The sequence below is a fragment of the Geodermatophilus sp. SYSU D00079 genome, from assembly GCF_054050635.1.
In genome coordinates, this window is the sequence record NZ_JBJGZS010000015.1 from 12,983 (window position 1) to 39,833 (window position 26,851).

Consider the following 26,851-nt stretch of genomic DNA (forward strand, 5'->3'; position numbering starts at 1 on the left):
CTGGCTCGGTACGCGGCGACGGACACCGGGTCGCGGAGCCGGCACGGCGCCGGCCGGGGCCGCCGTCGTGCGCAGCGATCATGACGGGAAGTGGCGCAGGACACACCCACCGACCGTCCGGCGTGGCGTGCCACACATGTCGCGCTGGCGGGCGGCGGGACGGCGCATAGCGGAGGGCCGGTCGGGTAACGCTCGGCGGACCAGGGCGGCGCTAACAGGGAGTCAGCCCTTCCGAGGACTGGACTCCAGATGAGCGGCAGCGCCACCCACCGGTTCACCAACACGGCCGTCCTGACCGTGGAGATCGCCGACGCGACCCGGGTGGTCAGCTCCGACGCCCTCGACGACGCGCTCGCCGACACCTACCGGCGGGTGGGCCTGCGCCCCGGTCTGCTGGAGCGGCTCGCCGGCATCGAGCAGCGTCGCTGGTGGGCCGAGGGCGTCACGTTCGTCGACGGCGCCGCCATGGCCGGCGCGAAGGCGATCAGCGAGAGCGGGGTCGACCCGGCCGCGATCGGCGTGATGATCAACACCTCGGTCAGCCGCCGGTACCTCGAGCCCTCGACCGCGGTCGCGGTCCACCACGCCCTGGGTCTGCCCCGCTCGTGCCAGAACTTCGACGTCACCAACGCCTGCCTCGGGTTCGTGAACGGCATGGAACTGGCGGCGGCCATGATCGAGTCGGGTTTGGTCGAGCACGCCCTGGTCGTCAACGGCGAGGACTCCCGGCCGGTCCAGGAGCGCACCGTCGACCGGCTGAACCGCCCGGAGACCACCTCCCGGGACGTGCTGTCGCAGTTCGCCACCCTCACCCTCGGCTCGGGCGCGGTCGCCATGGTGCTCGGCCGGGCCGACCGGCACCCCGAGGGGCACCGGCTGGTGGCGTCGGTGAGCCGAGCAGGGACCGAGCACCACGAGCTGTGCGTCGGCGACAACGACGAGATGCGCACCGACCTCAAGGGCCTGCTCGACGCCGGGCTGGCGCTGTCCGCCGACCTCTGGGCCGACGCCGGCGCCGAGTTCGACTGGGCCGGGGGCATGAGCCGCTACATCGTCCACCAGGTGTCGAAGGTCCACACCAAGGCCATGTGCGACCGGTTCTCCATCGACCCGGCGCTGGTCCCGACCACGTTCCCGACCCGGGGCAACCTCGGCCCCGCGTCGGTGCCGTTCACCCTCGCCGTCGAGCAGGACTCCCTCGGCGACGGCGACCGGGTGCTGCTCATGGGCATCGGCTCGGGCCTCAACGCCTCCTGCCTCGAGATCGCCTGGTGACGGCGGCGTCCCTCCCGCCGGCGCTCCCGGGCCTGGACCCGGCGTGGTCCCGCTCCCTGACCGTCGCCGACGCGACCGGGGCCCAGCACACCTGGCACGTCCTCGACAACGGCGTCCCGGACCCGGTGGGCACCCTGCTGTGCGTCCACGGCAACCCCACCTGGTCCTACCTGTGGCGCCGGCTGCTGGCCGCCGCGCCGCCGGGCTGGCGGGTCGTGGCCCCCGACCAGCTGGGCATGGGCTGGTCCGACCGGCTGCCCGGGCCACGGTCGCTGCGGCAGCGCGTGGCCGACCTCGGGGACCTCACCGCGGCGCTCGGCGTCACGGGCCCGGTGGTCACGGTGGGCCACGACTGGGGTGGCGTCATCTCCCTCGGCTGGGCGCTGCAGCACCGCCGGGACGTGCGCGGGGTGGTGCTGGCCAACACCGCCGTCGCGATGCCCGAGGGCGACCTCGGCCCGGCCCTCATCCGGCTGGCCTCGGCTCCCGGCGTGCGCGCGACGGTCACCGTGGGCACCCCGGTGTTCGTCCGGGCGACGACGGCCCTGTCGCGGCCCGCGCTGCCCGCCGACGTCCGGCGCGCCTTCGCCGCCCCCTACCGGTCGCCGGCGCGCCGCCGGTCCGTCGGTGACTTCGTCGCCGACATCCCCTTCGCGCCCGGCCACCCGTCCCGCCCGGTGCAGGAGGAGATCGCCGAGGGCATCCGCACGCTGGACGTCCCGGCCCTGCTGCTGTGGGGCCCGCGCGACCCGGTCTTCGGCGAGCGCTACCTCACCGACCTGCGCAGCCGGCTGCCCCGGGCCCGGCTGCACCGCTACGAGGGCGCCTCGCACCTGCTCCCCGAGGACGCTCCCCAGTACGCCGACGCGGTGGCGCAGTGGGTCGCCGACCTCGACGCCGCCCCCGGCGCCCCCCGGACGACGGCCGCGGACGGCGCCGGACGCCGCCTGTGGTCGGCCCTGCAGGAGCGGTCGGGGGACGACGCACCGGCGGTGGTCGAGGTCGGGGGCGCGACGGTGACCTGGTCCGGGTTGGCCGGGCGGGTGTCCGACCTCGCCGCCGGGCTGGCGGCGTGCGGGGTGCGGCCGGGGCAGCGCGTCGCGATGCTCGTCGAGCCGTCGGCCGACCTCACCGCCGCGGTGTACGCGGTGTGGCGCGCCGGCGCCGTCGTCGTCGTCGCGGACAAGGGCCTGGGGCTCGCCGGGATGCGCCGGGCCCTGCGCAGCGCGGCGGTGGACCACGTGGTCGGCAGCCGGGCGGGCCTGGCGGCGGCGCGCCTCATGGGCCTGCCCGGGTCCCGGGTCCTCGCCGGGCGGGCCGGCCGGACGGCGCTCCGAGCCCTGGGAGCCGCGCACACCCTCGACGAGGTGGCGGCCCTCGGCCGGTCGGCGCCGGCGCCCGCCGAGTGCCCGGTGGACGCCGACTGCGCCGTCCTGTTCACCTCCGGGGCCACCGGGCCGGCCAAGGGCGTGGTCTACACGCACCGCCGGGCCGCCGCCCAGCTCGACCTCGTCCGCACCACCTACGGCCTCACCGCGACCGACCGGCTGGTCGCGGCGTTCGCGCCCTTCGCGATCCTCGGCCCCGCGCTGGGCATCGGGTCGGCGGTCCCCGACGTCGACGTGACCGCGCCCGGGTCGCTGACCGCGGCGGCGCTCGCCGACGCCGCGGCCGCCGTGGACGCCACGGTCGTCTTCGCCTCCCCCGCGGCGCTGCGGCGCGTGGCGGCCACGGCCGGGGACCTCTCCCCGCGGCAGCGCACCGCCCTGGGCGGCATCCGGCTGTTGATGTCGGCCGGCGCGCCCGTCCCGGCGTCCCTGCTGCGCTCCCTGCGGGCGGTCCTGCCCGCCGCCGACCCGCACACCCCCTACGGCATGACCGAGGTCCTGCCGGTCACCGACGTCTCCCTGTCCGGCATCGAGGCGGCCGGCGCCGGCGAGGGCGTCTGCGTGGGCCGGCCCCTGCCCGGTGTCGACGTGTGGATCAGCCCCCTGTCACCCGAGGGGCGCGCCGACGCCGCGCCCACCGACCGCCCGGGCGTGACCGGCGAGGTCTGCGTGCGGGCCGCGCACGTCAAGGACCGCTACGACGCGCTGTGGGCCCTCGAGCGCGCGACGTCTCGGGACCCCGGCTGGCACCGGACCGGCGACGTCGGGCACCTGGACGCCGACGGCCGGCTGTGGATCGAGGGCCGCCTCGCCCACGTCGTCCCCACCGCCGCCGGGCCGGTGACCCCCGTCGGGATCGAGCAGCGGGTGGAGGAGCTGCCCGGCGTCTCGGCCGCCGCGGCCGTCGGCGTGGGACCGGCCGGTGCGCAGGTCGTCGTGGTCGTCGTCGTCCCGTCGGGGCCCCCTCGCCGCCCGCTCCCGCCCCGGGCCCGGGGGGCCGGCCTGCGCCTCGCCGACCCGGACACCGCCGACGCCGTCCGGGCGGTCGCCGGGGTCGACGTCGCCGCGGTGCTGCTCGCCGCGCGGCTGCCGGTGGACGTGCGCCACCAGTCGAAGGTGGACCGCGGCGAGGTCGCCCGCCGCGCGGCGCGCCTGCTGGCCGGCGCGCGGTCCCTGCGATCGTGAGGGTCCTGGTCACCGGCGCGAGCGGGATGCTCGGCCGGGCCACCGCCACCGGGCTGCTCGACCGGGGCGACGAGGTGACCGTGCTGCAGCGCCGCCCCTCCGGCCTGCCGTGCCGCGAGGTGCTGGGCGACGTCGCCGACCCGGCCGTGGTCGCGCGGGCCGTCCGGGGCCAGGACGCCGTGCTGCACCTGGCCGCGAAGGTCGACGTCACCGGGCCGTGGGCCGAGTACGCCTCGGCCAACATCGGGGGCACCCGGGCCGTCCTCGACGCCTGCCGGGCCGCGGACGTCGGGCGGCTGGTGCACGTCTCGTCCCCGTCGGTGGCCCACGCCGGGACGGCGCTGGCCGGGGTGGGCGCGGAGCCGGCCGACGCCGGCCGGGCCCGCGGGCACTACGCCCGCTCCAAGGCCGTGGCCGAGGTGGACGCGCTGGCCGCGGACTCCCCGTCGCTGGCCGTCCTCGTGGTCCGGCCCCACCTGGTGTGGGGGCCCGGCGACCCCCAGCTCGTCGAGCGCATCGTCGCGCGGGCCCGCGGCGGGCGGCTGCCGGTGATCGGCTCGGGCGCGGCCCTCATCGACACCACCTACGTCGACAACGCCGCGGCGGCCCTCCTCGCCGCCGTGGACGCGTGCGGACCGGTGCACGGCGAGGCCCTGGTCGTCTCGAACGGGCAGCCGCGCCCGGTCGCCGAGGTCCTCGCCCGGCTGTGCCGGGCGGCCGGGGTCCGCGGGCCGCGGGGGCGGGTGCCGTACCGGGCCGCGTACGGCGTGGGTGCCGCCGTCGAGGGGCTCTGGGCGGCGACCCGGCGACGCTCCACTCCGCCGCTCACCCGCTTCCTCGCCGAGCAGCTGGCGACCGCGCACTGGTTCGACCAGCGACGGACCCGCGCCGCGCTGGGATGGCGACCGCAGGTGACCCTCGACGAGGGGTTCGCCCGCCTCGCCGCCTGGTACGGCTCCGCGGCCGCCGGGGGCTGACGGGTGTCCGCCGCGACCCGCCACCCCTCCCGGGCCCTGCTCCTCACCGAGCCGCCGCGGGCGGGACTGGACGCGGCCGCCCTCGCCGTCGCCTGGCCGGTGCTCGCGACCGCACCCCGCGGGGACGGCCACCCGGTGCTGGTGCTGCCCGGGCTGATGACCGGCGACCCCGCCACCTGGGTGCTGCGGACCGCGCTGCGCGCCCTCGGCCACGACGTGTCCGGCTGGACCCTGGGGGTCAACCGGGGCCCGACCGGCCGCGTCGTCCGCGGGTTGCGGGCCCACCTCGAGCGGTTGCACCGCACCTCCGGGCAGCGGGTCAGCCTGGTCGGCTGGAGCCTGGGCGGGCTCTACGCGCAGGAGCTGGCCCGAGCCGCACCCGGCAGCGTCCGCGGACTGGTCACCCTGGGCACGCCGGTGGTGCGCTGGGCGCCGTGGGTCCGCACGGCGTCGGGCATGGTGGACGACGCCCCGCGCCTCCTGCGCGGTGCGGCGGCGCTGCCGCGCCCCTGGGCCGAGCGCGGCGGCCTGCGCGTGCCCGCGACGTCGGTCTACACGCGGGCCGACGGCATCGTGCACTGGTCCTCGTGCCGGTACGGGACCCGCGCCGCCCGGCGGGAGGACGTGGAGGTCCGCGGCAGCCACCTGGGCCTCGCCGTCAACCCGGCCGTCCTGTGGCTGCTCGCCGACCGCCTGGCGATGGCCGAGGGCGCCTGGCGGCCGTTCCGCCCCCCGCCGGCACTCCGTCCGCTGTTCCCCCGCGACCGGTGAGGCACGGGGGTCCGCGGCGTCGACGGACCGGACGGGTCGACGGCGTCCCGCCCGGGCACCACCGCACCGGCTGCCGGAGCCGACCGGAGGGCCGCAGCCGGGATCCCGACGAGACCGACGGAGGAACCGGACGATGACGTCGCCAACAGACCAGCCGCTGATCACCCCCGAGCTCCAGGAGGAGCTGCACGGGCTGTACCGCCACCTGCACGCGAACCCGGAACTGTCGATGCAGGAGCACCGGACCGCCGCACTGGTCGCCGAGCGCATGGGGCGGCTGGGCTGGGAGACGGCCGGCTGCGGCGGCACCGGCGTGGTCGCCGTCCTGCGCAACGGGGACGGACCGGTCGTCGCCTTCCGCGCCGACACCGACGCCCTGCCCGTCGCGGAGGACACCGGGCTGGAGTACGCGAGCACCGCCCGCGGCCGGCTCGGCGACGGCACCGAGGTGCCGGTGATGCACGCCTGCGGCCACGACGTGCACGTCACGAGCGCGATCGGCGCCGCCGCGGTGCTCGCTGACACCCGGGACACCTGGTCGGGGACCGTGGTGTTCCTCTTCCAGCCCGGGGAGGAGACCAGCGAGGGCGCCGCGGCGATGGTCGCCGACGGGCTGTGGACCCGCGCCCCCCGACCCGAGGTCGTCCTGGCCCAGCACGTGTACCCGTTCCGGGCCGGTGAGATCCGGCTGACCGGTGGCCCGGCGATGGCGATGGCCGACAGCTGGCAGGTCACCGTCCACGGGCGCGGCGGGCACGGCTCCCGCCCCGAGGACACCATCGACCCCGTCGTGCTCGCCGCGCACATGGTGGTGCGCATCCAGAGCATCGTGTCCCGCGAGGTGCCCCCGCTGACGCCCGCCGTGGTGACGATCGGCAGCTTCCACGCCGGGCTCAAGGAGAACGTCATCCCGGCGACCGCGGTCTTCACCGTCAACGTGCGCACCCTCGACACCGACGTCCGGGCCCGCGTCCTCGCCGCCCTCCGCCGGGTGGTCGCGGCCGAGGCGCAGGCCTCGGGTGCGCCCGAGCCGGAGGTCGCGGAGCTGTACACGTTCCCCCTGCTGCGCAACGACCCGGAGGCGACCGAACGCGTCACGGCCGCGCTCACGCAGGTGTTCGGCGCGGACCGGGTCCACGACACGCCGCCGCTGCTCGGCAGCGAGGACTTCGGCCTGCTGCCGGACGCGATCGGGGTGCCGGGCGTCTACTGGTTCATCGGCGGCATGCCCGACGAGGTCGTCGACGGCGCCGACCCCGTGCCGACCAACCACTCCCCCTTCTTCGCGCCGGTGGTCGAGCCGACGCTGACCACGGGTGTCACCGCGGCGTACACGGCGATCACGGCGTACCTGGGCGGGCCGGCCGCGGCGGAGGGGTGACCCGCTCCTCCCCGCGGACCGCCCGGGGTCCTCAGCCGCGGCCGAGGAAGGGCATGCCGGTGGCCAGCACCGTGGTGGACGGCACGCTCACCTCCAGCGGCAGGCGCGCGATGTGCACCACCGTGGCGGCGACGTGCGCGGGGTCGAAGGTGGGCTCGGGCCGGACCGAGCCGTCGGCCTGCCGGGCGCCGGTGGCGATGCCCGCGGTCATGTCGGTGGCGGCGTTGCCGACGTCGACCTGCCCCACGGCGATGCGGTGCGCCCGGCCGTCGAGCGCCAGCGCGCGGGTCAGCCCGGTGACCGCGTGCTTGGTGGCGGTGTAGGCGACGCTGGCCGGGCGTGGCACGTGCGCGGAGATCGAGCCGTTGTTGACGATCCGCCCGCCGGAGGGGTCCTGCGCCTTCATCACCCGGACGGCGGCGCGGGCGCAGAGGAACATGCCGGTGAGGTTGACCTCGACGGTGGCCCGCCAGTCCTCGACCGCGATCTGGTCGACCTCGCCGGACGGGCCGAACGTGCCGGCGTTGTTGACCAGCAGGTCCACCCGGCCCCAGGCGTCGCGCACCGCGGCGAAGGCCGCGTCGACCTGCCGCTCGTCGGTGACGTCGGTGGGCAGCACGAGGGTGGCCCCGCCACCGGCCGCCGTCCCCTCCAGCGCGGCGCGGGTGCGGCCGAGCAGCGCGACCGACCACCCGTCGTCGGCCAGGGCGCGGGCGATGGCGCGGCCCAGCCCCGACCCGGCCCCGGTGACGACGGCGGTGCGCGACGGCTCGGCCACGGGAGGAGCCTGCCACGCAGGCGGGCCCGGCGCGGCCGTGCCAGCCTGGGCGCATGCCGGTCCCGTGGGTGCACGCCTTCGTCGACGTGCCGGCCGACCGGGTCGACGCCGCCCGGGCGTTCTGGTCGGCGGTGACCGGGTGGCCGCCGGGGCAGCCGTGGCCCGGGCACCCGGAGTTCGTCTCCCTCGACCCGCCGTCCGGGGCGCCCTACCTGCACGTGCAGCGCATCGGCGGTCCGCCGCGGGTGCACCTCGACCTGCTCGGCTCGCTCGCCGACGACGTCCCCCGGCTGGCGGGGCTGGGCGCCGAGCCCGGCCCGCCCGGCGACGGGTGGCGGGTCATGACCTCACCGGCCGGCCTGCCCTTCTGCGTCTGCGAGGAGACCTGGCCGCACGTGCGCCCGGGCGCGACGCCGTGGCCGGACGGGCACCGCACCCGGCTGGTGCAGCTGTGCGTCGACGTCCCCGCCGACCGGTACGACGCCGAGCTGGACTTCTGGCGCGCGGCGACCGGGTGGGCCGACGAGCCGGTGGACTCCCCGGAGTTCGCCCGGCTGGTGCACCGCTCGCAGAGCCCGCTGGCGCTGCTGGTGCAGCGCCTCGGGGCCGACGACGGCGGCACGCGCGCCCGCGCGCACCTGGACCTGGGCACCGACGACGTCGACGCCGAGGTGGCCCGGGTGCGCGCGCTCGGCGCCGACCTGCTGTGGCCCGGCGACGGCTTCGTGGCGCTGCGGGACCCGGCCGGCCTGCCGTTCTGCGTGACGGCCAACCACCCCGACCGGGGCGCGGGCTGACCGCCCGCGCCCCGGGATGCCTCAGAAGGCGGGGATGACCGCGCCCTCGTAGGTGTCCTCGATGAACCGGCGGACCTCCTCGGAGTGGATCAGCTCCTCCAGCTGCTGGATCCGCTCGTCGTCCTCGTCACCGGCCCGGACGACGACCAGGTTGGCGTTGGGGTTGCCCTCGGCCTCCTCCAGCGCCAGCGCGTCCTCGGCCGGGACCAGGTCGGCCTCGATGGCGTAGTTGCCGTTGATCACCGCGATGTCCACGTCGGCCAGCGACCGGGGCACCTGGGCGGCCTCGACCTCGGAGACCTCCAGGTTCTTCGGGTTGGCCTCGATGTCCAGGGACGTCGGGGCGGCGTCCCCGGTGTCGGCCAGGGTGATCAGGTCGTTGGCCTCGAGCAGCCGCAGGGCGCGCGCGGCGTTGGTCGGGTCGTTGGGGATCGCCACGGTGGCCCCGTCGGGCAGGGCGGCGAGGTCGGTCAGCGACTGTGAGTAGATGCCCAGCGGCTCGATGTGCACCGGCTCCAGCGCGGTGAAGTCGTACCCGGCGCTGGCCTCCTGCTCCTCCAGGTAGGGCACGGTCTGGAAGTAGTTGGCGTCCAGCGACCCGTCGTCGAGGGCCACGTTGGGCTGCACGTAGTCGGTGAACTCGACGACCTCCAGGTCCAGGCCGGCGTCGGTGGCCAGGTTCTCGTCGATGAAGCGCAGGATCTCGGCGTGCGGGACCGGCGAGGCGCCGACCCGCAGCGGCTCGTCGGCCGCGGACAGCTCGGCCTCGCCGCCACCGCAAGCCGTGAGCAGCACGGTCGCCGCGGTGGTCACCAGGAACAGGGTGGGGCGGGAGCGCATGGGAGGGGTTCTCCTTCGGGGGTGGTGCGGTGGGTGCCGGCGGCTCGGGGGCTGCCGGCGAGGGGTCAGACGTGCGCCAGGCGGCGCGCCCAGCGGTCACCGGCCCACTGCAGGGCCTGGACGATGACCAGCAGCAGGACGACGGTGCTGAGCGTGATGTCGGTGCGGAACTGCTGGTAGCCGAAGCGGATCGCGAAGTCGCCGAGCCCGCCGCCGCCGACGGCCCCGGCCATGGCCGAGTAGCTGATCAGCGCGACGACGGTGACGGTGGCCCCGGCGATGAGCGAGGGCCGCGCCTCCGGCAGCAGCACGGTGCGGACCACGTCGCGCCGACGGGCGCCCATGGACAGCGCCGCCTCGACCTTGCCGGGGGCGACCTCGCGGAGGCTGGTCTCCACCAGCCGGGCGAGGAAGGGGACCGCGCCGATGGTCAGCGGCACGATCGCCGCGGTCGAGCCGATCGTGGTGCCCACGATGCCGCGGGTGATCGGCGCGACGAGGACCAGCAGGATGATGAACGGCAGCGCGCGGCCCAGGTTGACCACCAGCCCCAGGGCGCGGTTCACCGACGGGCGCGGAGCCAGCCCGCCCGGGGCCGTGACGGTCAGCAGCACCCCCAGGGGCACGCCGAGCAGCACGGTGACCAGCGCGGCGACGCCCACCATGTAGAGGGTCTCGCCGGTCGCCTCCAGCAGTTGCGGCCAGATCCGGCTCCAGTCGCTCATCGCCCCGCCCCTGCGGTCACACCCGCGTGCACCTGTTCGACGAGGACGCCGTCGTCCCGCAGCCGGCGGACGGCGCCGTCGAGCCGGTCGAGGTCCCCGGTGACGCGCAGCAGCAGCCGGCCGTAGCGCCCGCCGGCGACCGTCTCCACCGAGCCCCCGGCGACCTCCACGGCCAGCCCCAGCTCGCCGACCAGCGTGCGCAGCACGACGGTCTCCGGGGTGGCGTCGGTGACCGTCACCCGGACCAGGGCCCCGCCGTGCCCGGCGCCGGCGTCGGCAACCGGGGCCGGCAGCAGCGCCTCCCCCAGCGGCGAGTGCTCCCGCGCGAGGACGTCGGTCAGCCGGCCGCCGTCGACGACCCGGCCCCGCTCGAGCAGGACGGCGCTGTCGCAGACGGCCTTGACCACGGCCATCTCGTGCGTGATCAGCAGGACGGTCAGGCCCAGCTCGGCGCGCACCCGCCGCAGCAGGTCCAGCACGCCGGTCGTGCTGGCCTGGTCCAGGGCCGAGGTCGCCTCGTCGCACAGCAGCACCCGCGGCCGGCCGGCGAGGGCGCGGGCGATGGCCACCCGCTGCTTCTGCCCGCCGGACAGCTGCGCGGGGCGCGCGCCGGCCCGCTCCCCCAGCCCGACGAGGTCCAGCAGCTCCAGCGCGCGGCGACGGCGCTCGGCCCGGCCGACGCCGGCCAGCTCGAGGGGGTGCTCCACGTTGCCCGCCGCCGTCCGGGAGTCCAGGAGCTCGAAGTGCTGGAAGACCATCCCGATGGAGCGCCGGGCCTCGCGCACCCGGTCGGCGGGCAGCTCGGTGAGCACCTGCCCGTCCACGGTCACCGACCCCGACGTCGGGCGCTCGAGCAGGTTGACCAGGCGCACCAGCGTGCTCTTGCCCGACCCGCTCGGGCCGACCACGCCGGCGAACTCACCGGCCTCCACCCGCAGGCTGACCCCGTCCACGGCGACGACCTCGCCGGCCCGGCCCCGGGCGGGGAACACCTTGCGGACGTCGTGCAGTTCGATCACGGGAGCGGGTCCTCGGGGAGCGGGTCGGGCCGGGCAGGTCTGCGCGGTCGCGCAGGGGCTCGGCGCGACGGCGCCCGGCCCCGGCGGGTGGGGCGGCGCAGGGACGTCAGCGACAGAGGCAGCTGGCGGTGCCGGCCAGGTCGACGGCGCGGTCGCTCGTCAGGGTCAGCCGGGCCACCCCGCCATGCTCCCCCACCACCGGGCCCGCAACAAATCCCACCGGATTGGTGTGGATCACACCGGCGGCCGCCGACCGTCGTCCCGCGCTCCGCCGGCCGCCGCCCGGCCCGCGTGGCGGCCTGGGGAGCACGGAACGACACCGGGCCCCTGCACCGCGCACACGTCGCACGGCGACTCGGGGCGTTCCGGACGGGCACGCACCGGAACCGGCCCGGCCCGGGGGGTGCGGGTGCAGGCTGGTGCCCTCTGGATCGCACTCCGGGAGGAGCAGTCATGCCACCCCTGATCGACCTGGACAGCGCCGCCCCGTCCGCGCCGCGGGTGCGCGCGTCGGACGCCGACCGGCTGGCCACCGTCGGACGGCTGCAGGACGCGGTGGCCCGCGGCCTGCTCACCCCCGACGAGGGCAGCGAGCGGATGGCCGACGCCTTCGCCGCCGTCCACCGGACCGACCTCGACCCGCTGACCGAGGACCTCCCGCCGGCGGAGCCCGAGCGCACGGCGCCGGGCTGGCGGTCGCTCGGGGCGCTCGCGGTCGAGCAGGTGCGGGCCTCCCTGACCACCGCCGCCACCGGCCGGCTCCGGGTGCGCCGCCTGGCGGCCGTGCTCGTCGCCGTCGCCGTGTTCCTGGTCCTCGTCGGCGCCCTGACCGGGGCGGCGCTGGCCGACGGCGGCGGCGGTGGTGGCGGTGGAGGTGGAGGTGGAGGTGGCGACGGCTGGCACGAGCACTGGGACGACGACTGGCACGACCACGACGACTGGGACGACTGAGCCGATCGGCGTCACCGGGGGAAGTCGGTGCTGCGGCTGACCTCCTCCCACGCGTCCAGCTCCTCCCGCAGGGAGTCCAGCGCCGCGCGGATCCCATCCGAGGCGTCGTTGCCCAGCACGAGCAGGTAGGGCGCCCTGCCCGAGTCGACGACGTCGACCAGCGCGGCCGCCGCCCGGGCCGGGTCCCCCGGTTGCCGGCCGTGCCCGGTGTCGCGGTCCTTGCGGCGCCGGCCGGCGGTGTCGGCGTAGTCGGCGATCGGCGTCTGCGCCTGGGTGAGCGACCGGCCGGCGAAGTCGGTGCGGAAGCCCCCGGGCTCGACGGTCATGGCGGTGATGCCGAGCGGGCCGACCTCCTTGCGCAGCGACAGCGTCAGCGCCTCGATCGCCGCCTTGACCGCCGAGTAGTAGCCCGACCCCTCGGGGCAGATCCGCGCGCCGATCGAGGAGAGGTTCACGATCGTCCCGGAGCGGCGGCTGCGCATACCGGGCAGGACGGCCTTGACGGTGCGGACCGTGCCGAAGACGTGCGTGTCGAACAGCTGCCGGACCGGGCCGTCCTCCCCCTCCTCGACGGCGGCCCGGTACCCGTAGCCGGCGTTGTTGACCAGGACGTCGACGCCGCCGAAGCGCGCCTCGGCCGCGGCCACCGCCGCGGCGACCTGCTCGTCGCTGGTCATGTCCAGGGCGACGGCCAGCGCGGTCCCCGGGTACGCGTCGGCCAGGTCCTGGACGGTCGCGACGTCCCGGGCCGTCACGACGACGTTGCGTCCGCGCTCCAGCGCCGTCTCGGCGAAGGCCCGGCCGAGCCCGGTCGAGCAGCCGGTGATCAGCCAGGTGCGCATCTCGTGGTCTCCCATGCCCCGGTCATGCCACCGGGATCCGCCGGCCGAACATCCGGGGCCTCGACGGACGTGCGGCTGCGACGTGCCCTCACAGCGGCACGGGCCCGGAGCGGGGCCCGTCGCGCCGTGCTGTCGCTGCGGTCCGTCCGGCGATCCGCTGCCGAGGACGTCGCGGGCCGGCCCGGTGCCGGTCGGGACAGCAGCTGGAGGCGCCATAGCCTGGCTGCGTGCCCGACTGGTCCCCGCGTCGCCGCGTGCCGTACTCGCGTCTCCCGGAGCGGGCCTGGCGTGCGGTCGCGGGGAACGACCCGCCGACCGCGCCGATCGGCCTGCGCGCCCAGGCCAGCCGGATGGACGACCTCACCGCGCACGCCGCGCTGGGTCTGGCCCTGCGCATCGGGGCGTCCATGCTCGCCATCGGGGCGCCCTCCGCCGACGTGACCGCGACGATGCTGCGGGTCACCGCCGCCTACGGGCTGACCAGCTGCCAGGTCGACATCACCTTCACCTCCATCACGGTCAGCTTCGACCGGGAGGACGCCGTACCGCTCACCGCGATGCGGATCGTGCGGATGACCAGGGCCGACTACACCCGTCTGCAGGGCATCACCGACCTGGCCCGGGCGATCGGCGCGGGCGACCTCGACGTCGAGGAGGCACACCGCCGCCTGGACGGGGTGGTCGCCGCGCCCGCCACGTACCGCCGGACCGTGAACGCCCTGGCCTGGGCCGGGGTGGCCGGCTGCTTCGGCATCGTCCTCGGCGGCGGGTGGCGGGAGGCCCTCCTCGCAGCACTCACCACCGCCCTCATCGAGCAGGTGCTGCGCGTGCTCAACCGGCGCAGCCTGCCGGTCTTCTTCCAGCAGGTGGTCGGGGCCGCGCTGGCGACCGGGGTCGCCGTCCTGCTGCTCGCCTGGGACGTCGACGTCCGGACCTCCCTGGTCGTCGCCGCGGGCATCGTCGTCCTGCTGGCCGGGCTCTCCCTGGTCAGCGCCGCGCAGGACGCGATCAGCGGGTTCCCGGTGACCGCGGGAGCGCGGGCCTTCGAGGTGGTGACGCTGACCGCGGGCATCGTCGTGGGCATCGCCGGCGTGCTCGACCTCGCCCAGCGCGCGCAGCTCCCGCTGACCGTCGTCACCACCGCGCCCGTCCCGGTGCCCGTTCCCGTCGCGCTGGCCGCCTCGGCCGGGATCGCCGGCTTCTGGGCCCTCGCCAGTCATGCCCGGCCGCACGCCGTCGGCCTCGCCGCGATCGCCGGAGCACTGGCCTGGACGACGTTCTGGACGCTCAGCGCACTGGGGGCCGGCGCTCCGCTGGCCAGTGGGGTCGCGGCCGTCGTCATCGGGTTCGTCGGAGAGGTGCTGACCCAGCGGCTGCGGGTCCCCCCGCAGCTCGTGGCCGTCTGCGGCATCGTGCCGCTGCTGCCGGGGCTGGCGATCTACCACGGCCTGTTCCGGATCGTCGTCGACGCCGACATCGACGGCGGGCTGGCCGCCCTCGTCGGGGCGCTGGCCGTCGGTCTCGCGCTCGCCGCCGGCGTCACGCTGGGCGAGTACCTCGGCCGGCCGGTCAGCGGCGAGCGGGACCGCTTCGACGAACGGGTCCGCCGGCGGGCCATGACCACCGACTAGCAGCGACCACCGACCGGCTGCGCACCGGTCCGGCTCCGCAGCCGGGTCAGCGGAAGACGACGGTGCTGTGCCCGTTGAGCAGCACGCGCCCCTCGCTGTGCCACCGGACGGCGCGCGAGAGCGCCAGCGCCTCGGCGTCCTGGCCGACGGTGGCCAGCGCGCGCGGGTCGTGGGTGTGGTCGATGCGGATGACCTCCTGCTCGATGATCGGCCCCTCGTCCAGGTCCGGCGTCACGTAGTGGGCGGTCGCGCCGACCAGCTTCACGCCGCGGTCGAAGGCCTGGTGGTAGGGCTTGGCGCCCTTGAACCCCGGCAGGAACGAGTGGTGGATGTTGATCGCCCGGCCGTGCAGGGCGGAGCAGGTCTCGTCGGAGAGCACCTGCATGTAGCGCGCGAGCACGACCAGGTCGGCGCGGTGCTCGTCGACCAGCTCGAGCAGCCGCGCCTCGGCCTCGCGCTTGGTCGCCGGCGTCACGGGCACATGGTGGAAGGGCAGGCCGGCCGCCTCCGCCATCGGGCGCAGGTCCTCGTGGTTGGAGACGACGGCGACGAGCTCGGCGCCGAGGGTGCCGGCCCGCCAGCGGAAGACCAGGTCGTTGAGGCAGTGGCCGAGCTTGGACACCATCACCAGCACGCGCTGGGGCTCCTCGCCGGTGACGTCGAAGCTCATGCCGAACTCGTCGGCCACCGCACGGAACTCGGTGGTCAGGCGTTCGGCGTCGGTCTCCTGCGAGCAGACGAACGCCGTCCGCAGGAACAGCTGGCCCCGGACGGCGTCGTCGAACTGCTGGTGCTCGACGATGTCGCAGCCGTGCTCGAACAGGAACGAGCTGACCGCGTGCACGATGCCCGGACGCTCCCGGCAGCTGAGCGTGAGGGTGTAGGAGTGGGACACGGGTGCCTCCTCAGCACTCGACGATGTTGAGCGCCAGCCCGCCACGGGCGGTCTCCTTGTACTTGTCCTTCATGTCCGCGCCGGTCTCGCGCATGGTCTTGATCGCCTTGTCCAGCGGGACGTGGTGCCGGCCGTCGCCGCGGACGGCCATGCGCGCCGCGGTGATGGCCTTGACCGAGCCGACGGCGTTGCGCTCGATGCAGGGGATCTGGACCAGCCCCCCGACGGGGTCGCAGGTGAGGCCGAGGTTGTGCTCGATGCCGATCTCGGCGGCGTTCTCCACCTGCTCCGGCGTCCCGCCGAGGACCTCGGCCAGGCCGGCGGCGGCCATGGAGCAGGCCGAGCCCACCTCGCCCTGGCAGCCGACCTCCGCGCCGGAGATGGAGGCGTTCTCCTTGAACAGCAGGCCGATCGCGGCGGCGGTCAGCAGGAACCGGACCACGCCGTCCTCGGAGCAGGTGTCGACGAAGTCCCGGTAGTAGTGCAGGACCGCCGGCACGATCCCGGCGGCACCGTTGGTCGGCGCGGTCACCACCCGCCCGCCGGCGGCGTTCTCCTCGTTCACGGCCAGGGCGTAGAGGGTGACCCACTCCATGGCGCGCAGGGGGTCGGCCTCGTCCGGGTGCTCCTCCAGGTGGGCGCGCAGCGCGGCCGCCCGCCGGCGCACCCTGAGGCCGCCGGGGAGGACGCCGGTGGTCCGGGTCCCGCGCTCGACGCACTCCTGCATCACCGCCCAGACGTGCAGGAGACCGGCGCGGACCTCGGCCTCGCTGCGCCAGGACAGCTCGTTGGCCAGCACCACGTCGCTGATCCGCAGGCCGGTCTCCCGGGTGCGCGCCAGCAGCTCCTCGCCGGTGCGGAACGGGTAGCGCACCGGCGTGGCGTCCTCGACGACCACCGGGTTGCCGGCCTCGTCCTCGTCGAGGACGAACCCGCCGCCCACCGAGTAGTACTCGCGGCGGCACAGCTGCGCCCCGTCGGCGTCGACGGCCACGAAGAGCATCCCGTTGCTGTGGAAGTCCAGCCGCCTGCGCCGGTGGAGGACGACGTCGTCGTCCACCGAGAACGCGATCGGGTGCTCGCCGGCCAGCCGGAGCCCGCCCTCCCGGCGGATGGCCTCGACCCGGGGGCCGGCCGCGACGGGGTCGACGAGGTCGGGCTGCTCGCCCTCCAGCCCGAGGACGACGGCCTTGACGCTGCCGTGCCCGTGCCCCGTGGCCCCGAGGGAACCGAACAGCTCGCACCGGACGCCGGCCACCCGGCCGAGGACCCCCTCCTCCCGCAGGCGGGAGACGAAGGTGGCCGCGGCCCGCATGGGGCCGACGGTGTGCGAGCTGGACGGGCCGATGCCCACCTTGAACAGGTCGAAGGCGCTGATCGTCACCGGGCCTCCCCTTCCTGCGGATGACCGGAACCCACCGCAGGTGCAGGTACACAGTTGGTATATCAGAGGTAGGGTGAAGGTATGTCGATCCCTCTGAGGAGGCAAGGCCCCGGGGCCGTCAACCTCTACGATCTGCTCGTGACCCTCGCACCGCTCGAGCTCGACGCGTCCGCCAGCTCCCTGGCGGACAAGGCCTACGTGGCGATCAGGGACCGGCTGATCATGCTGGCGATCCGTCCGGGGGACCCGATCGACGACGACGAGCTGGCCGGGGAGCTCGGCGTGGGCCGGACACCGGTGCGCGAGGCCCTGAAGCGGCTGGAGGGCGACCGGCTGGTCGTGTCCTACCCGCGGCGGGGGACGTTCGCGACCGGTGTGGACATCTCCGACCTGGCCCACATCTCCGAGATCCGTGCCCAGCTGGAGCCGCTGGCCGCCCGCCGGGCCGCCGAGCGGGCCGCCCGCATGGGCTCCGCCGAGCTCGAGGAGCTGGCCACGGGGATCGAGCAGCTGGACGTCACCGCGATCGACCGCACCGAGCTGATGCGCTGGGACCTCGCCGTGCACCGCGCCATCTACCGGGCGGCCGGCAACCCCCACCTCGAGGACGTCCTCATCCGCTACGACAACCTGGCCACGCGGATCTTCTGCCTGTTCCTGGACCGCCTGCCCACGGTGGACGAGCACGTCGGCGAGCACGTGGAGCTGCTGCGGGCGATCGCCGCCGGCGACGCCGACCGGGCCGACGACCTCGCCCGCGAGCACGTCCTCGGCTTCGAGCGGGCGATCCGCGCGGTGATCTGAGGGGACGAGCAGCCGGTCACACGGGGCCGACGGCGTCCACCTCGGCCAGGCCCGGCGGGCGCGAGCCCGGCCGGGTGGACTCCCCGCCGACGTCGATCAGGTCGGCCCCTCGGCCGCCAGGGTGCGCCCGTGCGCCCCGCCCGGTCGAGGCGGTCGAAGACGCGCGCAGCGCTGCGTGCACTCGTCGTGGGCCGGCCCGGTGCCGGGCCACGACGAGTGCACGAACCGTCTGCATCCGTCGAACGCACGGGCTGCGGTCAGGCACTAGCCGCGGATGCGGGCCATCTCGGGGTCGACCAGCGGCTCGGCGGCGACGGTGGCCGCGATCCGGGTGCCGAAGTACTCGATCTCCACCGGCGTGCCGACGGTCGCCGAGGCGGGCAGCCAGGCGTAGGCGATCGGCCGGCCGACGGTGTGGCCGAAGGCCGCGCTGGTGACGTAGCCGGCCGGGCGGCCGTCGACGAGGACCGGCTCGTGGCCGAGGACGACGCTGCGGCCGTCGTCGACCGTGAGGCAGGACAGCCGGCGGCTGACGGTGGCGTCGCTGCGGTCGGCGAGGGCCCGGCTGCCCACGAAGCCGCCCTTCTGCCTGCGGACGGCGAAGCCCAGACCCGCCTCGTAGGGGTCGTGCTCGGTGGTCATGTCGTGGCCCCAGGCGCGGTACCCCTTCTCCAGCCGCAGGCTGTTGAAGGCCGCCCGGCCGGCGGCGATGACACCCAGGTCCTGGCCGGCGCGCCACAGCACGTCCCACAGCCGCCGGCCGTTGTCGGCGCTGGTGTAGATCTCCCAGCCCAGCTCGCCGACGTAGGACAGCCGCATCGCCGTCACCGGGACCCCCCCGATCCGAGCCCGCTTGGCGCGGAAGTACCTCAGCCCGGCGTTGGAGAAGTCGTCGGCGCTGAGCCGCTGGACCAGGTCCCGGGCCCGCGGACCCCACAGCCCGATGCAGCATGTCCCGCCGGTGACGTCCCGGATCTGCACGGTGCCGTCCTCCGGCGCCTCGCGCCGCAGGTGGTCGTGGTCGAGCGGGCCGTTGGCCCCGATCTGGAACAGCTGCTCACCGAGCCGGGCCACGGTCAGGTCGCTGCGGATGCCGCCGGCCTCGTCCAGGGCCAGGGTGTAGGTGACCGACCCGACCGACTTGTCCATCTCCCCCGTCGTCAGTCGCTGGAGCAGGTCGAGGGCGCCGGGGCCGCTGACCTCGAGCCGCTTGAGGGGGGTCATGTCGTACATCGCGACGGCGGTGCGGGTCCGCCACGCCTCGGCCGCCGCGATCGGGGACCAGAACTGCCCAGCCCACGCGTCGCGCTCCGGCGGCACCCACTCCGCGGGCAGCTCGTCCACGAGGGCGGCGTTGGCCTCGTACCAGTGCGGCCGTTCCCAGCCGGCGGCCTCCAGGAAGACCGCGCCCAGCTCCTGCTGCCGGGCGTGGAAGGGGCTCACCCGCAGGTCGCGCGGGGACAGCCGCGGCTGCAGCGGGTGGATCACGTCGTAGACCTCGACGAAGTTCTGCTGCGAGGTCTCGCTGACGTACTCCGGCGCGAGCTGGACCTCCTCGAAGCGGTGGACGTCGCAGCCGTGCAGGTCGACCTCGCTGCGCCCGTCGACGAGCAGCTGGGCCACCGCCCTGGCCACCCCGGCGGAGTGGGTCACCCAGACCGCCTCGGCGATCCAGAAGCCCTTGACGTCGGCGGACTCCCCGACCAGCGGACCGCCGTCGGGGGTGAAGGAGAAGACGCCGTTGAAGCCGGTGTCGATCTTCGAGGACCGCAGGGAGGGCAGCAGCAGCTGGCTCTCCTCCCACTGGGCGGCGAAGTCCTCCTCGGTGAAGGGCAGCATCGAGGGCATCGACTCCTCCCGGACGCCGTCCCCCTGCGGCAGCTCGCGCAGGTCCACCGGCATGGGCCGGTGGGCGTAGGAGCCGATGCCCAGGGTGTCGCCGCGCTCCCGGTAGTACAGGTCCTGGTCCTGGTGCCGCAGGATCGGCAGGCCGGCCTCGGTGAGCTCGGTGTTGCGGCCGACCAGGTCCGGCACCTGGCCGGTCCAGACGAACTGGTGGGCCAGCGGCAGCAGGGGCACGTCCATGCCGACCATGGCCCCGAGCTCCTGCCCCCAGAAGCCGGCGCAGGACACCACGACGTCCGCGGGGAGGACGCCGTCGGGGGTGCGGACGCCGGTCACCCGGCCACCGGTCTGCTCGATGCCCGTCACGCGGGTCGAGCCCTGGAACCGCGCACCGCGCGCCTCGGCGCGGCGGGCCAGCGCGACGACCGCCCGCGAGGCCTTGGCCAGGCCGTCGGAGGGGATGTGCAGCCCGCCGAGGATGCGGTCGCGGTCGACCAGCGGGTGCAGCCGCACGCACTCGTCGACGTCGACGACCTGCGCCTCGACGCCCCAGGAGGTGGCCCAGCCCTGCTTGCGGTGCAGGTCGGCCAGCCGCTCCGGTGTGGCGGCGACCTCGAGGCCGCCGACCTGGTTGAAGCACCAGGCGCCGTCGACGTCGATGCCCAGGAACTTCTCGACCGTGTAGCTGGCGAAGGCCGTCATGGTCTTGGAGGCGTTGGTCTGGAAGACCAGCCCCGGCGCGTGCGAGGTGGAGCCCCCGGTCAGCGGGAGGGGCCCCTGGTCGACCACGGTGACGCGGTCCCAGCCACGGGCGGTCAGCTCGTCGGCCAGGTTGGCCCCGACGATCCCCGCTCCGATGATGACCACACGTGGGGTGGTGGACATTGCTGCTCCTGTTGGTCTGGGTCGGCCCCTCTGCAGGGTCCCGCCGCGAGCCTGCGAGGGGCGGGGGGCAGAGGGGTCCTCCATCAGCGGTCGTGGGTGGTGGTGGTGGTGGTGGTGGTGAACTCGAGGGCCGCGTCGAGCAGCCAGTCGGCCAGGTAGCCGGCGAAGGAGGACCGGACGAGGACGAGGACGTCGTCGCCGGTGTCGGAGAGGGCCAGCAGGACGACGCCGGCCTGTCCGAGCCTCGTCTGCGCGCTGCTCCCCCGGCCGAACACGCGGGGGTGCAGGTCGATCGAGCAGCCCTTGGCCAGGACGTCGCGCACCCGTGCACCGGTCAGCCGCAGGCCGATCCGCTGGGCGGAGACGTCCGCCGCGGTCCCGCCCAGGGGCAGCACGGCGGCGCGGACCCGGGTCTCGAGCTGCTCGGGCGCCTCGGTGGTGCTGGTGATCAGCCACTCGTCCGGGCCGAGCCACACGGCCCGCCCGACCTCCGTCGGGACCCAGGTGTTGGGTGTCGTCGGCAGGTCGACGCCCAGCGCCGCGGACGCCTGCGCGCCGACGGTGCCGAGGCGGACGTCGACCATCGCGACGAACGGCTCGACGGCGATGCCGACGGTCTCGGGCAGCTGCTCGAAGGTGGGGATCCAGGCCTCGAGCGGGTGGGTGCGCAGCAGCTCAGCCATCGCGACGGGCTCCTTCGGGGTCGACCAGCACCGACCCGGTGACCTCGACCGGGACGAGGGTGCCGTTGACGGGGACGTGCACGGTGTCGCCGATGCGCTCCCGGCCGCCCTTGACCAGCGCGAGGGCGAAGGGGCGGGCGAGCTCGGCGCTGCGGTAGCTGGAGGTGACGTGGCCGAGCATCGGGACCGGCGGGGGCGGCAGCTGGCCGTCGGCGGCGAACTCGACGATCTGCGACCCCTCGGGCAGCACGGTCTGCCGGTCCACCGGCAGCAGCCCGACCAGCTGCTTGCGCAGCGGGTCCTGGTTCGCCACGCGGGCGAAGGAGCGCTTGCCGACGAAGTCGGGCTTCTTCTTCGACACCGCCCACGCCATGCCGAGGTCCTGCGGGGTGACCGTGCCGTCGGTGTCCTGCCCGATGATCGGGTAGCCCTTCTCCGCGCGCAGGACGTGCATGGCCTCCGTGCCGTAGGGCGTGATGCCGTACGGGCGGCCGGCCTCGAGCAGCCGCTGCCACACCGCGACCGCGTACCACGGGTTGACGTAGACCTCGAAGGCCAGCTCGCCGGAGAAGCTGATGCGCGCCAGCCGGACCGGCACGCCGCCGAGCGTGGTGTCCCGCCAGGTCATGAACGGGAAGGCCTCGTTGGAGACGTCCACCTCGGGGAAGACGGCGCCGACGACGTCCCGGGAACGGGGGCCGACGACGGGGACGGTGACCCACTGCTCGGTGACCGAGGTGCAGGACACCCGGAGGTCCGGCCACTCGGTCTGGGCCCACTCCTCCATCCAGTCGAGGATCTTCGCCGCGCCGCCGGTGGTGGTCAGGACGAGGAAGCGGTCCTCGGCCAGCCGCAGGACGGTGCCGTCGTCGATGACCATGCCGTCGACACCGCACATGACCCCGTACCGGACCGACCCGACCTTCAGGCTGCTCATCAGGTTGGTGTAGAGCCGGTCCAGCAGGACGGCGGCGTCGGGCCCCTGGACGTCGATCTTGCCGAGGGTGGAGCCGTCGAGGATCCCCACCCCGGTGCGGGCCGCGGCGCACTCGCGCAGGACCGCCGCCTCCATGTCCTCGCCGGGCCGCGGGTAGTAGCGGGGCCGCTTCCACTGGCCGACGTCCTCGAAGACCGCCCCGGCCGCGACGTGCCAGTCGTGCAGGGCGGTGACCCGCTCGGGGTCGAAGAGCCGACCGCGGTCGCGGCCGGCCAGCGCGGCGAAGGCGACGGGGGTGTAGGGCGGCCGGAACGTCGTCGTCCCGGTGTCCTGCACCGGCACACCCAGGAGCTCGGCGACGATCCCCGAGGTGAGGACGCCGGAGGTCTTGCCCTGGTCGTGCGCCGTCCCGATGGTCGTGTACCGCTTGACGTGCTCGATGGAGCGCAGGCCGGCGCCGACCGCGCGGGTGATGTCGGCGACGGTGGCGTCGCGCTGCAGGTCGACGAAGGAGGTGCTGCCCTCGGTGCCGGAGGTGTCCGGCACCCGCCACAGCACCAGCGGCGCGGTCGGGACGACGGGCTCCGGGGCGGCGGGCAGCCGATCGTCGTCCGCCGGCTCCAGGGCCAGGGCGGAGAGGGCCGCTCGGGCCACCCGCTGCCCGTCGGCCAGGCAGCCGGCCAGGTCGAGCACCCCGGCGGCCGACCCGGCGACGGCCAGGCCGTCGAGGTCCTCGCCCGGGACGAAGGCGCCGAGGGCCTCGTCGTAGCGCAGCCGGCCGCGGGCCTGGCTGAACAGGTGCACCGCGGGGTTCCAGCCCCCGCTGACCAGCAGCACGTCGCAGGCGATCGCGCTGCTCGCGCCGACCTCGCCGTCGGCGAACGGGGCGACGAGGGCGTGCGTGACCCGCTCGACGCCCTGCGTGCCCGTCACGACCGCGCCGGCCAGGACGCGGATCCCCGCCTGCTCGCACTCCTCGCGGCGGGCGGAGCCCTCCGGGCGGGCGTCGACCACCGCCTGCACCCGCACACCGGCGCGGGACAGGTCCAGCGCCGCGTCGTAGGCGCTGTCGTTGGTGGTGAAGACGACGGCCTCGCGGCCGGGCAGCACGCCGTAGCGGTGCAGGAACGTCCGCGCGGCGCCGGCGAGCAGGATCCCGGGGCGGTCGTTGTCGGGGAACACGACCGGGCGCTCGTGGGCTCCGGTCGCCACGACGACCGACCGCGCCCGGATGCGCCAGACCCGCTGCCGTGACACGTGCTTGGGCGCGGCCGCACCGAGGTGGTCGGTGCGCCGCTCGAGGGCGAGGACGAAGCCGTCGTCGTAGCTGCCGAAGGCGGTGGTGCGCTGCAGGTGCAGCACCTCGGGGTGGCGGGCCAGTTCCGCGACCGCGTCGGCCACCCAGTCCGGCGCCGGGACACCGTCGAGCCGGTCGGTGCCCGACAGCAGGGAGCCCCCGGCCTCGGACTGCTCGTCGACCAGGGCCACGCGGGCACCGGCCCGGGCGGCGCTGAGCGCGGCGGTCAGCCCCGCCGGTCCGGCGCCCACGACCAGCACGTCGACGTGGGCGTGGACGGCGTCGTAGCGCGCGGAGTCCGGGACGTCGGCCAGCCGGCCCTGCCCCGGCAGGCCGTGGGCGACCAGACCGTCGAACAGCTCGACGGTGGTGGCCAGCAGCATCGGCTCGGGGAAGGGCTCCTCGACCTGGACCAGGCCGCCGGGGTCCTCGGCCCAGGCCGCGGCGATCCCGCGCGGCCGGCCGAGCCTGATGCTGGTGGCGACCTGGTGCCGGCCGGTGGCGAGCAGCGCCGAGGCCAGGGTGTCGCCGGGGTGCCCGGAGAGGGTCTGCCCGTCGAAGGTGAACTCGAGGGTGGTGGCGCGGTCGATGCGGCCGCCCTCGGGGGTGCGGAACGGACTGGTCACGGGGTCACCGGCTTCGGGTCATCGAGGCGGTAGACGCGCTCGAAGCGGTAGGTGGCGGTGTCGCGGATCGCGTTGAACCACCGGCGGCAGCCGGCGCTGTGGTTCCAACGCTCGGCGAAGCGGCCCTTGGGGTTGTCGCGGAAGAAGACGTAGTGCGCCCACTGCTCGTCGGAGAGCTCGCCGGGGCTGTCCGGGTAGGGGACGTGGGCCTGGCCGCCGTAGGAGAACTCGACCTCCTCGCGGGGGCCGCACCACGGGCACGGGATGAGTTGCACGGGGACTCCCTGGGTCAGTGGGCGACGGCGGCGGCGCCGTGCTCGTCGACGAGTGCGCCGGTGACGAAGCGGTCGAGGCTGAACGGCGCCACGGTCGGGTGGGGCTCGCCGGAGGCGATGGTGGCGGCCAGGGCCCAGCCGATGCCGGGGGTGGCCTTGAACCCCCCGGTGCCCCAGCCGCAGTTGAGGTAGAGGTTGGCGTAGGGCGTGCGGCCCACGATCGGCGAGGCGTCGGGGCTGGTGTCGACGATGCCGCCCCAGGTGCGCAGCAGGTGGGCCCGCGCGAACACGGGGAACAGCTCCACGGCGGCGGCCATCTGCCGCTCGATGACGTGGAACGCCCCGCGCTGGCCGTAGCCGTTGTAGGAGTCGACGCCGGCGCCCATGACCAGCTCGCCCTTGTGCGCCTGCGAGACGTACACGTGCACGGCGTTGGACATGACCACGGTGGGGTGCACCGGCTCGAGCAGCTCGGAGACCAGCGCCTGCAGCGGGTGGCTCTGCACCGGCACGCGGATGCCCAGCATGTCGGTCAGCACCGAGGTGTGGCCGGCCGCGCACAGCGCGACGGTGCCGGCGGCGATGGTGCCGCGGCTGGTCTGCACGCCGGTGACCCGGTCGCCGTCGGTGGTGAACCCCGTGACCTCGCAGTCCTGGATGAGGTCGACGCCGGCCTGGTCGGCCCGGCGGGCGAAGCCCCAGGCCACGTAGTCGTGCTTGGCGATGCCGGCGCGCGGCTGGTAGGTCGCCCCCAGGACGGGGTACCGGATGTCGCCCGACGTGTTGACGATCGGGCAGACCTTGCGGACCTCGTCGGGCTCCAGCCACTCCGCGTCGACGCCGTTGAGCTTGTTGGCCTCGACGCGGCGCACGCTGTCCCGGACGTCCTGCAGGGTGTGGGCGAGGTTGAGCACGCCGCGCTGGCTGAACAGGATCGGGTAGTCGAGGTCCTCCTCCAGCCCCTCCCACAGCTGGAGCGCGTGCTCGTAGATGGCCGAGCTCTCGTCCCACAGGTAGTTGGACCGGATGATCGTGGTGTTGCGGGCCATGTTGCCGCCGGCCAGCCAGCCCTTCTCCAGCACCGCGACGTTCGTGATGCCGTGGTTCTCGGCGAGGTAGTGGGCGGTGGCCAGGCCGTGGCCGCCGCCGCCGACGATCACCACGTCGTAGGAACGCCTCGGCTCCGCGTCGCGCCACAGGGCGTCCGGGTGGTCCGGCAGGTCGGCGCCGGGGGTGCGGGGACTCATCGGCCGGCCTCCGTCAGGTCGGGGTAGAGCGGGTGGCGGTCGGCGAGCCGGGTGACCCGCGCGCGCAGGCCGGGGAGCTCGTCGTCCCCGGTCGAGGGGCGGAGCGCGGCCGCGATCACGTCGGAGACCTCGGCGAAGTCGTCGACGTCGAAGCCGCGGGCGGCCAGCGCCGGGGTGCCGATCCGCACGCCGGAGCTGACCATCGGCGGGCGGGGGTCGAAGGGCACGGCGTTGCGGTTCACGGTGATCCCGACGGCGTCCAGCCGGTCCTCGGCCTGCCGGCCGTCGAGGGTCGACTCCCGCAGGTCGACGAGGACCAGGTGGACGTCGGTGCCGCCGCTGACCACGTCGATGCCCGCGGCGCGCGAGTCGGGGGCCAGCAACCGGTCGGCGAGGACCCGGGCGCCGGCGAGGGTGCGCTCCTGGCGCTCGCGGAAGGCCGGCTCGCCGGCCAGCTTGAAGGCCACCGCCTTGGCGGCGATCACGTGCTCGAGCGGCCCACCCTGCTGGCCGGGGAACACCGACGAGTTGAACTTCTTGGCCAGGTCGGCGGTGGCCAGGATGACCCCACCGCGTGGCCCGCCCAGGGTCTTGTGGGTGGTCGAGGTGACCACGTGCGCGTGGGGCACCGGCGAGGGGTGCAGCCCCGCGGCGACGAGCCCGGCGAAGTGCGCCATGTCGACCATCAGGTAGGCGCCGACCTCGTCGGCGATCCGGCGGAACTCGGCGAAGTCGAGGTGCCGGGGGTAGGCCGACCAGCCCGCGACGATGAGCCTGGGCCGCCGCTCCCGCGCCAGCTCCTCCACCTCGGCCATGTCGACCCGGTGGTCCTCGCGGCCCACGTGGTAGGCGGCGACGTCGTAGAGCTTGCCGGAGAAGTTGAGCTTCATCCCGTGGGTCAGGTGACCGCCGTGGGCGAGGTCCAGACCGAGGATGGTGTCGCCCGGGTCGAGCAGGGCGGCCATCGCCGCGGCGTTGGCCTGCGCGCCCGAGTGCGGCTGGACGTTGGCGTACTCGGCACCGAAGAGGGCCGTCAGCCGGTCGATGGCCAGCTGCTCGATGACGTCGACGTGCTCGCAGCCGCCGTAGTAGCGCCGGCCCGGGTACCCCTCGGCGTACTTGTTGGTCAGCACCGACCCCTGGGCCTGCATGACCGCGACGGGTGCGGAGTTCTCGCTGGCGATCATCTCCAGCGTGGTCTGCTGCCGGGTCAGCTCGGCGGAGATCGCCGCGCAGACCTCGGGGTCGGTGTCTCCCAGCGATCGGTCGAGCACACGGTCCGGAGCGGCTTCCAGCTGGACGACCATGCCGGGGTCCCTTCTGTCATGAATCCGTGCCGGGGACTGGTATATCAGTCGTGCAACACCGTAGGGTGGGTGCTCGCAGGGGTCAAGGGGTCCGGCGGGAGCGATG

The 26,851-nt window shown here is 75.3% G+C and carries 22 protein-coding genes; 9 read left to right on the forward strand and 13 right to left on the reverse strand.

Features of this window, described 5'->3' with window-relative positions:
• Positions 1-249: 249 nt before the first annotated feature.
• The 5 genes from ACI79E_RS13580 to ACI79E_RS13600 all read left to right on the forward strand — a co-directional run bounded on the left by ACI79E_RS13580 (position 250) and on the right by ACI79E_RS13600 (position 6,977).
• Entirely contained in the window at positions 250-1,275 is a 1,026-nt protein-coding gene (locus ACI79E_RS13580) for a 3-oxoacyl-ACP synthase III (RefSeq protein WP_456933079.1), read from the forward strand.
• On the forward strand, positions 1,272-3,848 hold the full coding sequence (locus ACI79E_RS13585; RefSeq protein WP_456933080.1) for an alpha/beta fold hydrolase: 2,577 nt from the start codon (positions 1,272-1,274) through the stop codon (positions 3,846-3,848). Before ACI79E_RS13580 ends, ACI79E_RS13585 begins: the two co-directional genes overlap by 4 nt.
• Positions 3,845-4,825: an NAD-dependent epimerase/dehydratase family protein gene (locus ACI79E_RS13590; RefSeq protein ID WP_456933081.1), complete on the forward strand. Its 981-nt coding sequence runs from the start codon at positions 3,845-3,847 to the stop codon at positions 4,823-4,825. The genes ACI79E_RS13585 and ACI79E_RS13590 overlap by 4 nt, the downstream gene beginning before the upstream one ends.
• Positions 4,826-4,828: 3 nt before the next feature.
• Complete coding sequence (locus tag ACI79E_RS13595; protein WP_456933082.1) at positions 4,829-5,596, forward strand: esterase/lipase family protein; 768 nt, start codon at positions 4,829-4,831, stop codon at positions 5,594-5,596.
• A gap of 133 nt (positions 5,597-5,729) precedes the next feature.
• Positions 5,730-6,977, forward strand: a complete 1,248-nt coding sequence (locus tag ACI79E_RS13600) for an amidohydrolase (RefSeq protein WP_456933083.1) — start codon at positions 5,730-5,732, stop codon at positions 6,975-6,977.
• Between the two features lie 31 nt (positions 6,978-7,008).
• Here the strand turns inward: ACI79E_RS13600 and ACI79E_RS13605 are convergent, their stop codons facing one another.
• A complete protein-coding gene (locus ACI79E_RS13605) occupies positions 7,009-7,755 on the reverse strand; it encodes an SDR family oxidoreductase (RefSeq protein WP_456933084.1) in 747 nt (248 codons plus the stop codon).
• Between the two features lie 53 nt (positions 7,756-7,808).
• Here ACI79E_RS13605 and ACI79E_RS13610 point away from each other — a divergent pair, with 53 nt between their 5' ends.
• Positions 7,809-8,552 (forward strand): VOC family protein, encoded by a 744-nt coding sequence (locus ACI79E_RS13610; RefSeq protein WP_456933085.1) that lies wholly within the window; start codon positions 7,809-7,811, stop codon positions 8,550-8,552.
• A 21-nt stretch (positions 8,553-8,573) separates the two neighbouring features.
• Here ACI79E_RS13610 and ACI79E_RS13615 read toward each other — a convergent pair whose 3' ends face one another.
• The 3 genes from ACI79E_RS13615 to ACI79E_RS13625 form a co-directional block, all read right to left on the reverse strand.
• Positions 8,574-9,392: a MetQ/NlpA family ABC transporter substrate-binding protein gene (locus tag ACI79E_RS13615; protein WP_456933086.1), complete on the reverse strand. Its 819-nt coding sequence runs from the start codon at positions 9,390-9,392 to the stop codon at positions 8,574-8,576.
• A gap of 65 nt (positions 9,393-9,457) precedes the next feature.
• Entirely contained in the window at positions 9,458-10,117 is a 660-nt protein-coding gene (locus ACI79E_RS13620; protein ID WP_456933087.1) for a methionine ABC transporter permease, read from the reverse strand.
• Positions 10,114-11,136 (reverse strand): methionine ABC transporter ATP-binding protein, encoded by a 1,023-nt coding sequence (locus ACI79E_RS13625; protein ID WP_456933088.1) that lies wholly within the window; start codon positions 11,134-11,136, stop codon positions 10,114-10,116. The genes ACI79E_RS13620 and ACI79E_RS13625 overlap by 4 nt, the downstream gene beginning before the upstream one ends.
• 453 nt (positions 11,137-11,589) lie before the next feature.
• On the opposite strand from ACI79E_RS13625, the gene ACI79E_RS13630 reads away from it, so the two are divergent.
• Positions 11,590-12,087 carry a DUF1707 SHOCT-like domain-containing protein gene (locus ACI79E_RS13630; RefSeq protein WP_456933089.1) on the forward strand — a complete coding sequence of 166 codons (498 nt, stop codon included), beginning with the start codon at positions 11,590-11,592 and terminating at the stop codon, positions 12,085-12,087.
• An 11-nt stretch (positions 12,088-12,098) separates the two neighbouring features.
• On the opposite strand, the gene ACI79E_RS13635 is transcribed toward ACI79E_RS13630, so the two are convergent.
• Complete coding sequence (locus ACI79E_RS13635) at positions 12,099-12,944, reverse strand: oxidoreductase (protein WP_456933090.1); 846 nt, start codon at positions 12,942-12,944, stop codon at positions 12,099-12,101.
• 212 nt (positions 12,945-13,156) lie between these two features.
• Between ACI79E_RS13635 and ACI79E_RS13640 the strand changes: the two genes are divergently transcribed.
• Complete coding sequence (locus ACI79E_RS13640) at positions 13,157-14,560, forward strand: threonine/serine ThrE exporter family protein (protein ID WP_456933091.1); 1,404 nt, start codon at positions 13,157-13,159, stop codon at positions 14,558-14,560.
• A 46-nt stretch (positions 14,561-14,606) separates the two neighbouring features.
• Here the strand turns inward: ACI79E_RS13640 and purU are convergent, their stop codons facing one another.
• Positions 14,607-15,455, reverse strand: coding sequence for a formyltetrahydrofolate deformylase (gene purU / locus ACI79E_RS13645; protein ID WP_456933092.1), 849 nt, complete (start codon positions 15,453-15,455; stop codon positions 14,607-14,609).
• Positions 15,456-15,465: 10 nt separating this feature from the next.
• Positions 15,466-16,839: an L-serine ammonia-lyase gene (locus ACI79E_RS13650; RefSeq protein ID WP_456933093.1), complete on the reverse strand. Its 1,374-nt coding sequence runs from the start codon at positions 16,837-16,839 to the stop codon at positions 15,466-15,468.
• 138 nt (positions 16,840-16,977) lie between these two features.
• Between ACI79E_RS13650 and ACI79E_RS13655 the strand changes: the two genes are divergently transcribed.
• Positions 16,978-17,643 (forward strand): GntR family transcriptional regulator, encoded by a 666-nt coding sequence (locus ACI79E_RS13655; RefSeq protein ID WP_456933094.1) that lies wholly within the window; start codon positions 16,978-16,980, stop codon positions 17,641-17,643.
• Positions 17,644-17,907: 264 nt separating this feature from the next.
• Here ACI79E_RS13655 and ACI79E_RS13660 read toward each other — a convergent pair whose 3' ends face one another.
• From ACI79E_RS13660 to glyA, 6 genes are all read right to left on the reverse strand, one after another.
• Positions 17,908-20,373: a GcvT family protein gene (locus tag ACI79E_RS13660; protein ID WP_456933095.1), complete on the reverse strand. Its 2,466-nt coding sequence runs from the start codon at positions 20,371-20,373 to the stop codon at positions 17,908-17,910.
• An 83-nt stretch (positions 20,374-20,456) separates the two neighbouring features.
• Positions 20,457-21,056, reverse strand: a complete 600-nt coding sequence (locus tag ACI79E_RS13665) for a sarcosine oxidase subunit gamma (protein WP_456933096.1) — start codon at positions 21,054-21,056, stop codon at positions 20,457-20,459.
• A complete protein-coding gene (locus ACI79E_RS13670; protein ID WP_456933097.1) occupies positions 21,049-23,916 on the reverse strand; it encodes a 2Fe-2S iron-sulfur cluster-binding protein in 2,868 nt (955 codons plus the stop codon). The genes ACI79E_RS13665 and ACI79E_RS13670 overlap by 8 nt, the downstream gene beginning before the upstream one ends.
• Positions 23,913-24,191, reverse strand: coding sequence for a sarcosine oxidase subunit delta (locus ACI79E_RS13675; RefSeq protein ID WP_456933098.1), 279 nt, complete (start codon positions 24,189-24,191; stop codon positions 23,913-23,915). The genes ACI79E_RS13670 and ACI79E_RS13675 overlap by 4 nt, the downstream gene beginning before the upstream one ends.
• Positions 24,192-24,205: 14 nt before the next feature.
• Positions 24,206-25,438 (reverse strand): sarcosine oxidase subunit beta family protein, encoded by a 1,233-nt coding sequence (locus ACI79E_RS13680; RefSeq protein WP_456933099.1) that lies wholly within the window; start codon positions 25,436-25,438, stop codon positions 24,206-24,208.
• Positions 25,435-26,745: a serine hydroxymethyltransferase gene (gene glyA / locus ACI79E_RS13685; RefSeq protein ID WP_456933100.1), complete on the reverse strand. Its 1,311-nt coding sequence runs from the start codon at positions 26,743-26,745 to the stop codon at positions 25,435-25,437. The genes ACI79E_RS13680 and glyA overlap by 4 nt, the downstream gene beginning before the upstream one ends.
• Between the last annotated feature and the right edge of the window lie 106 nt (positions 26,746-26,851).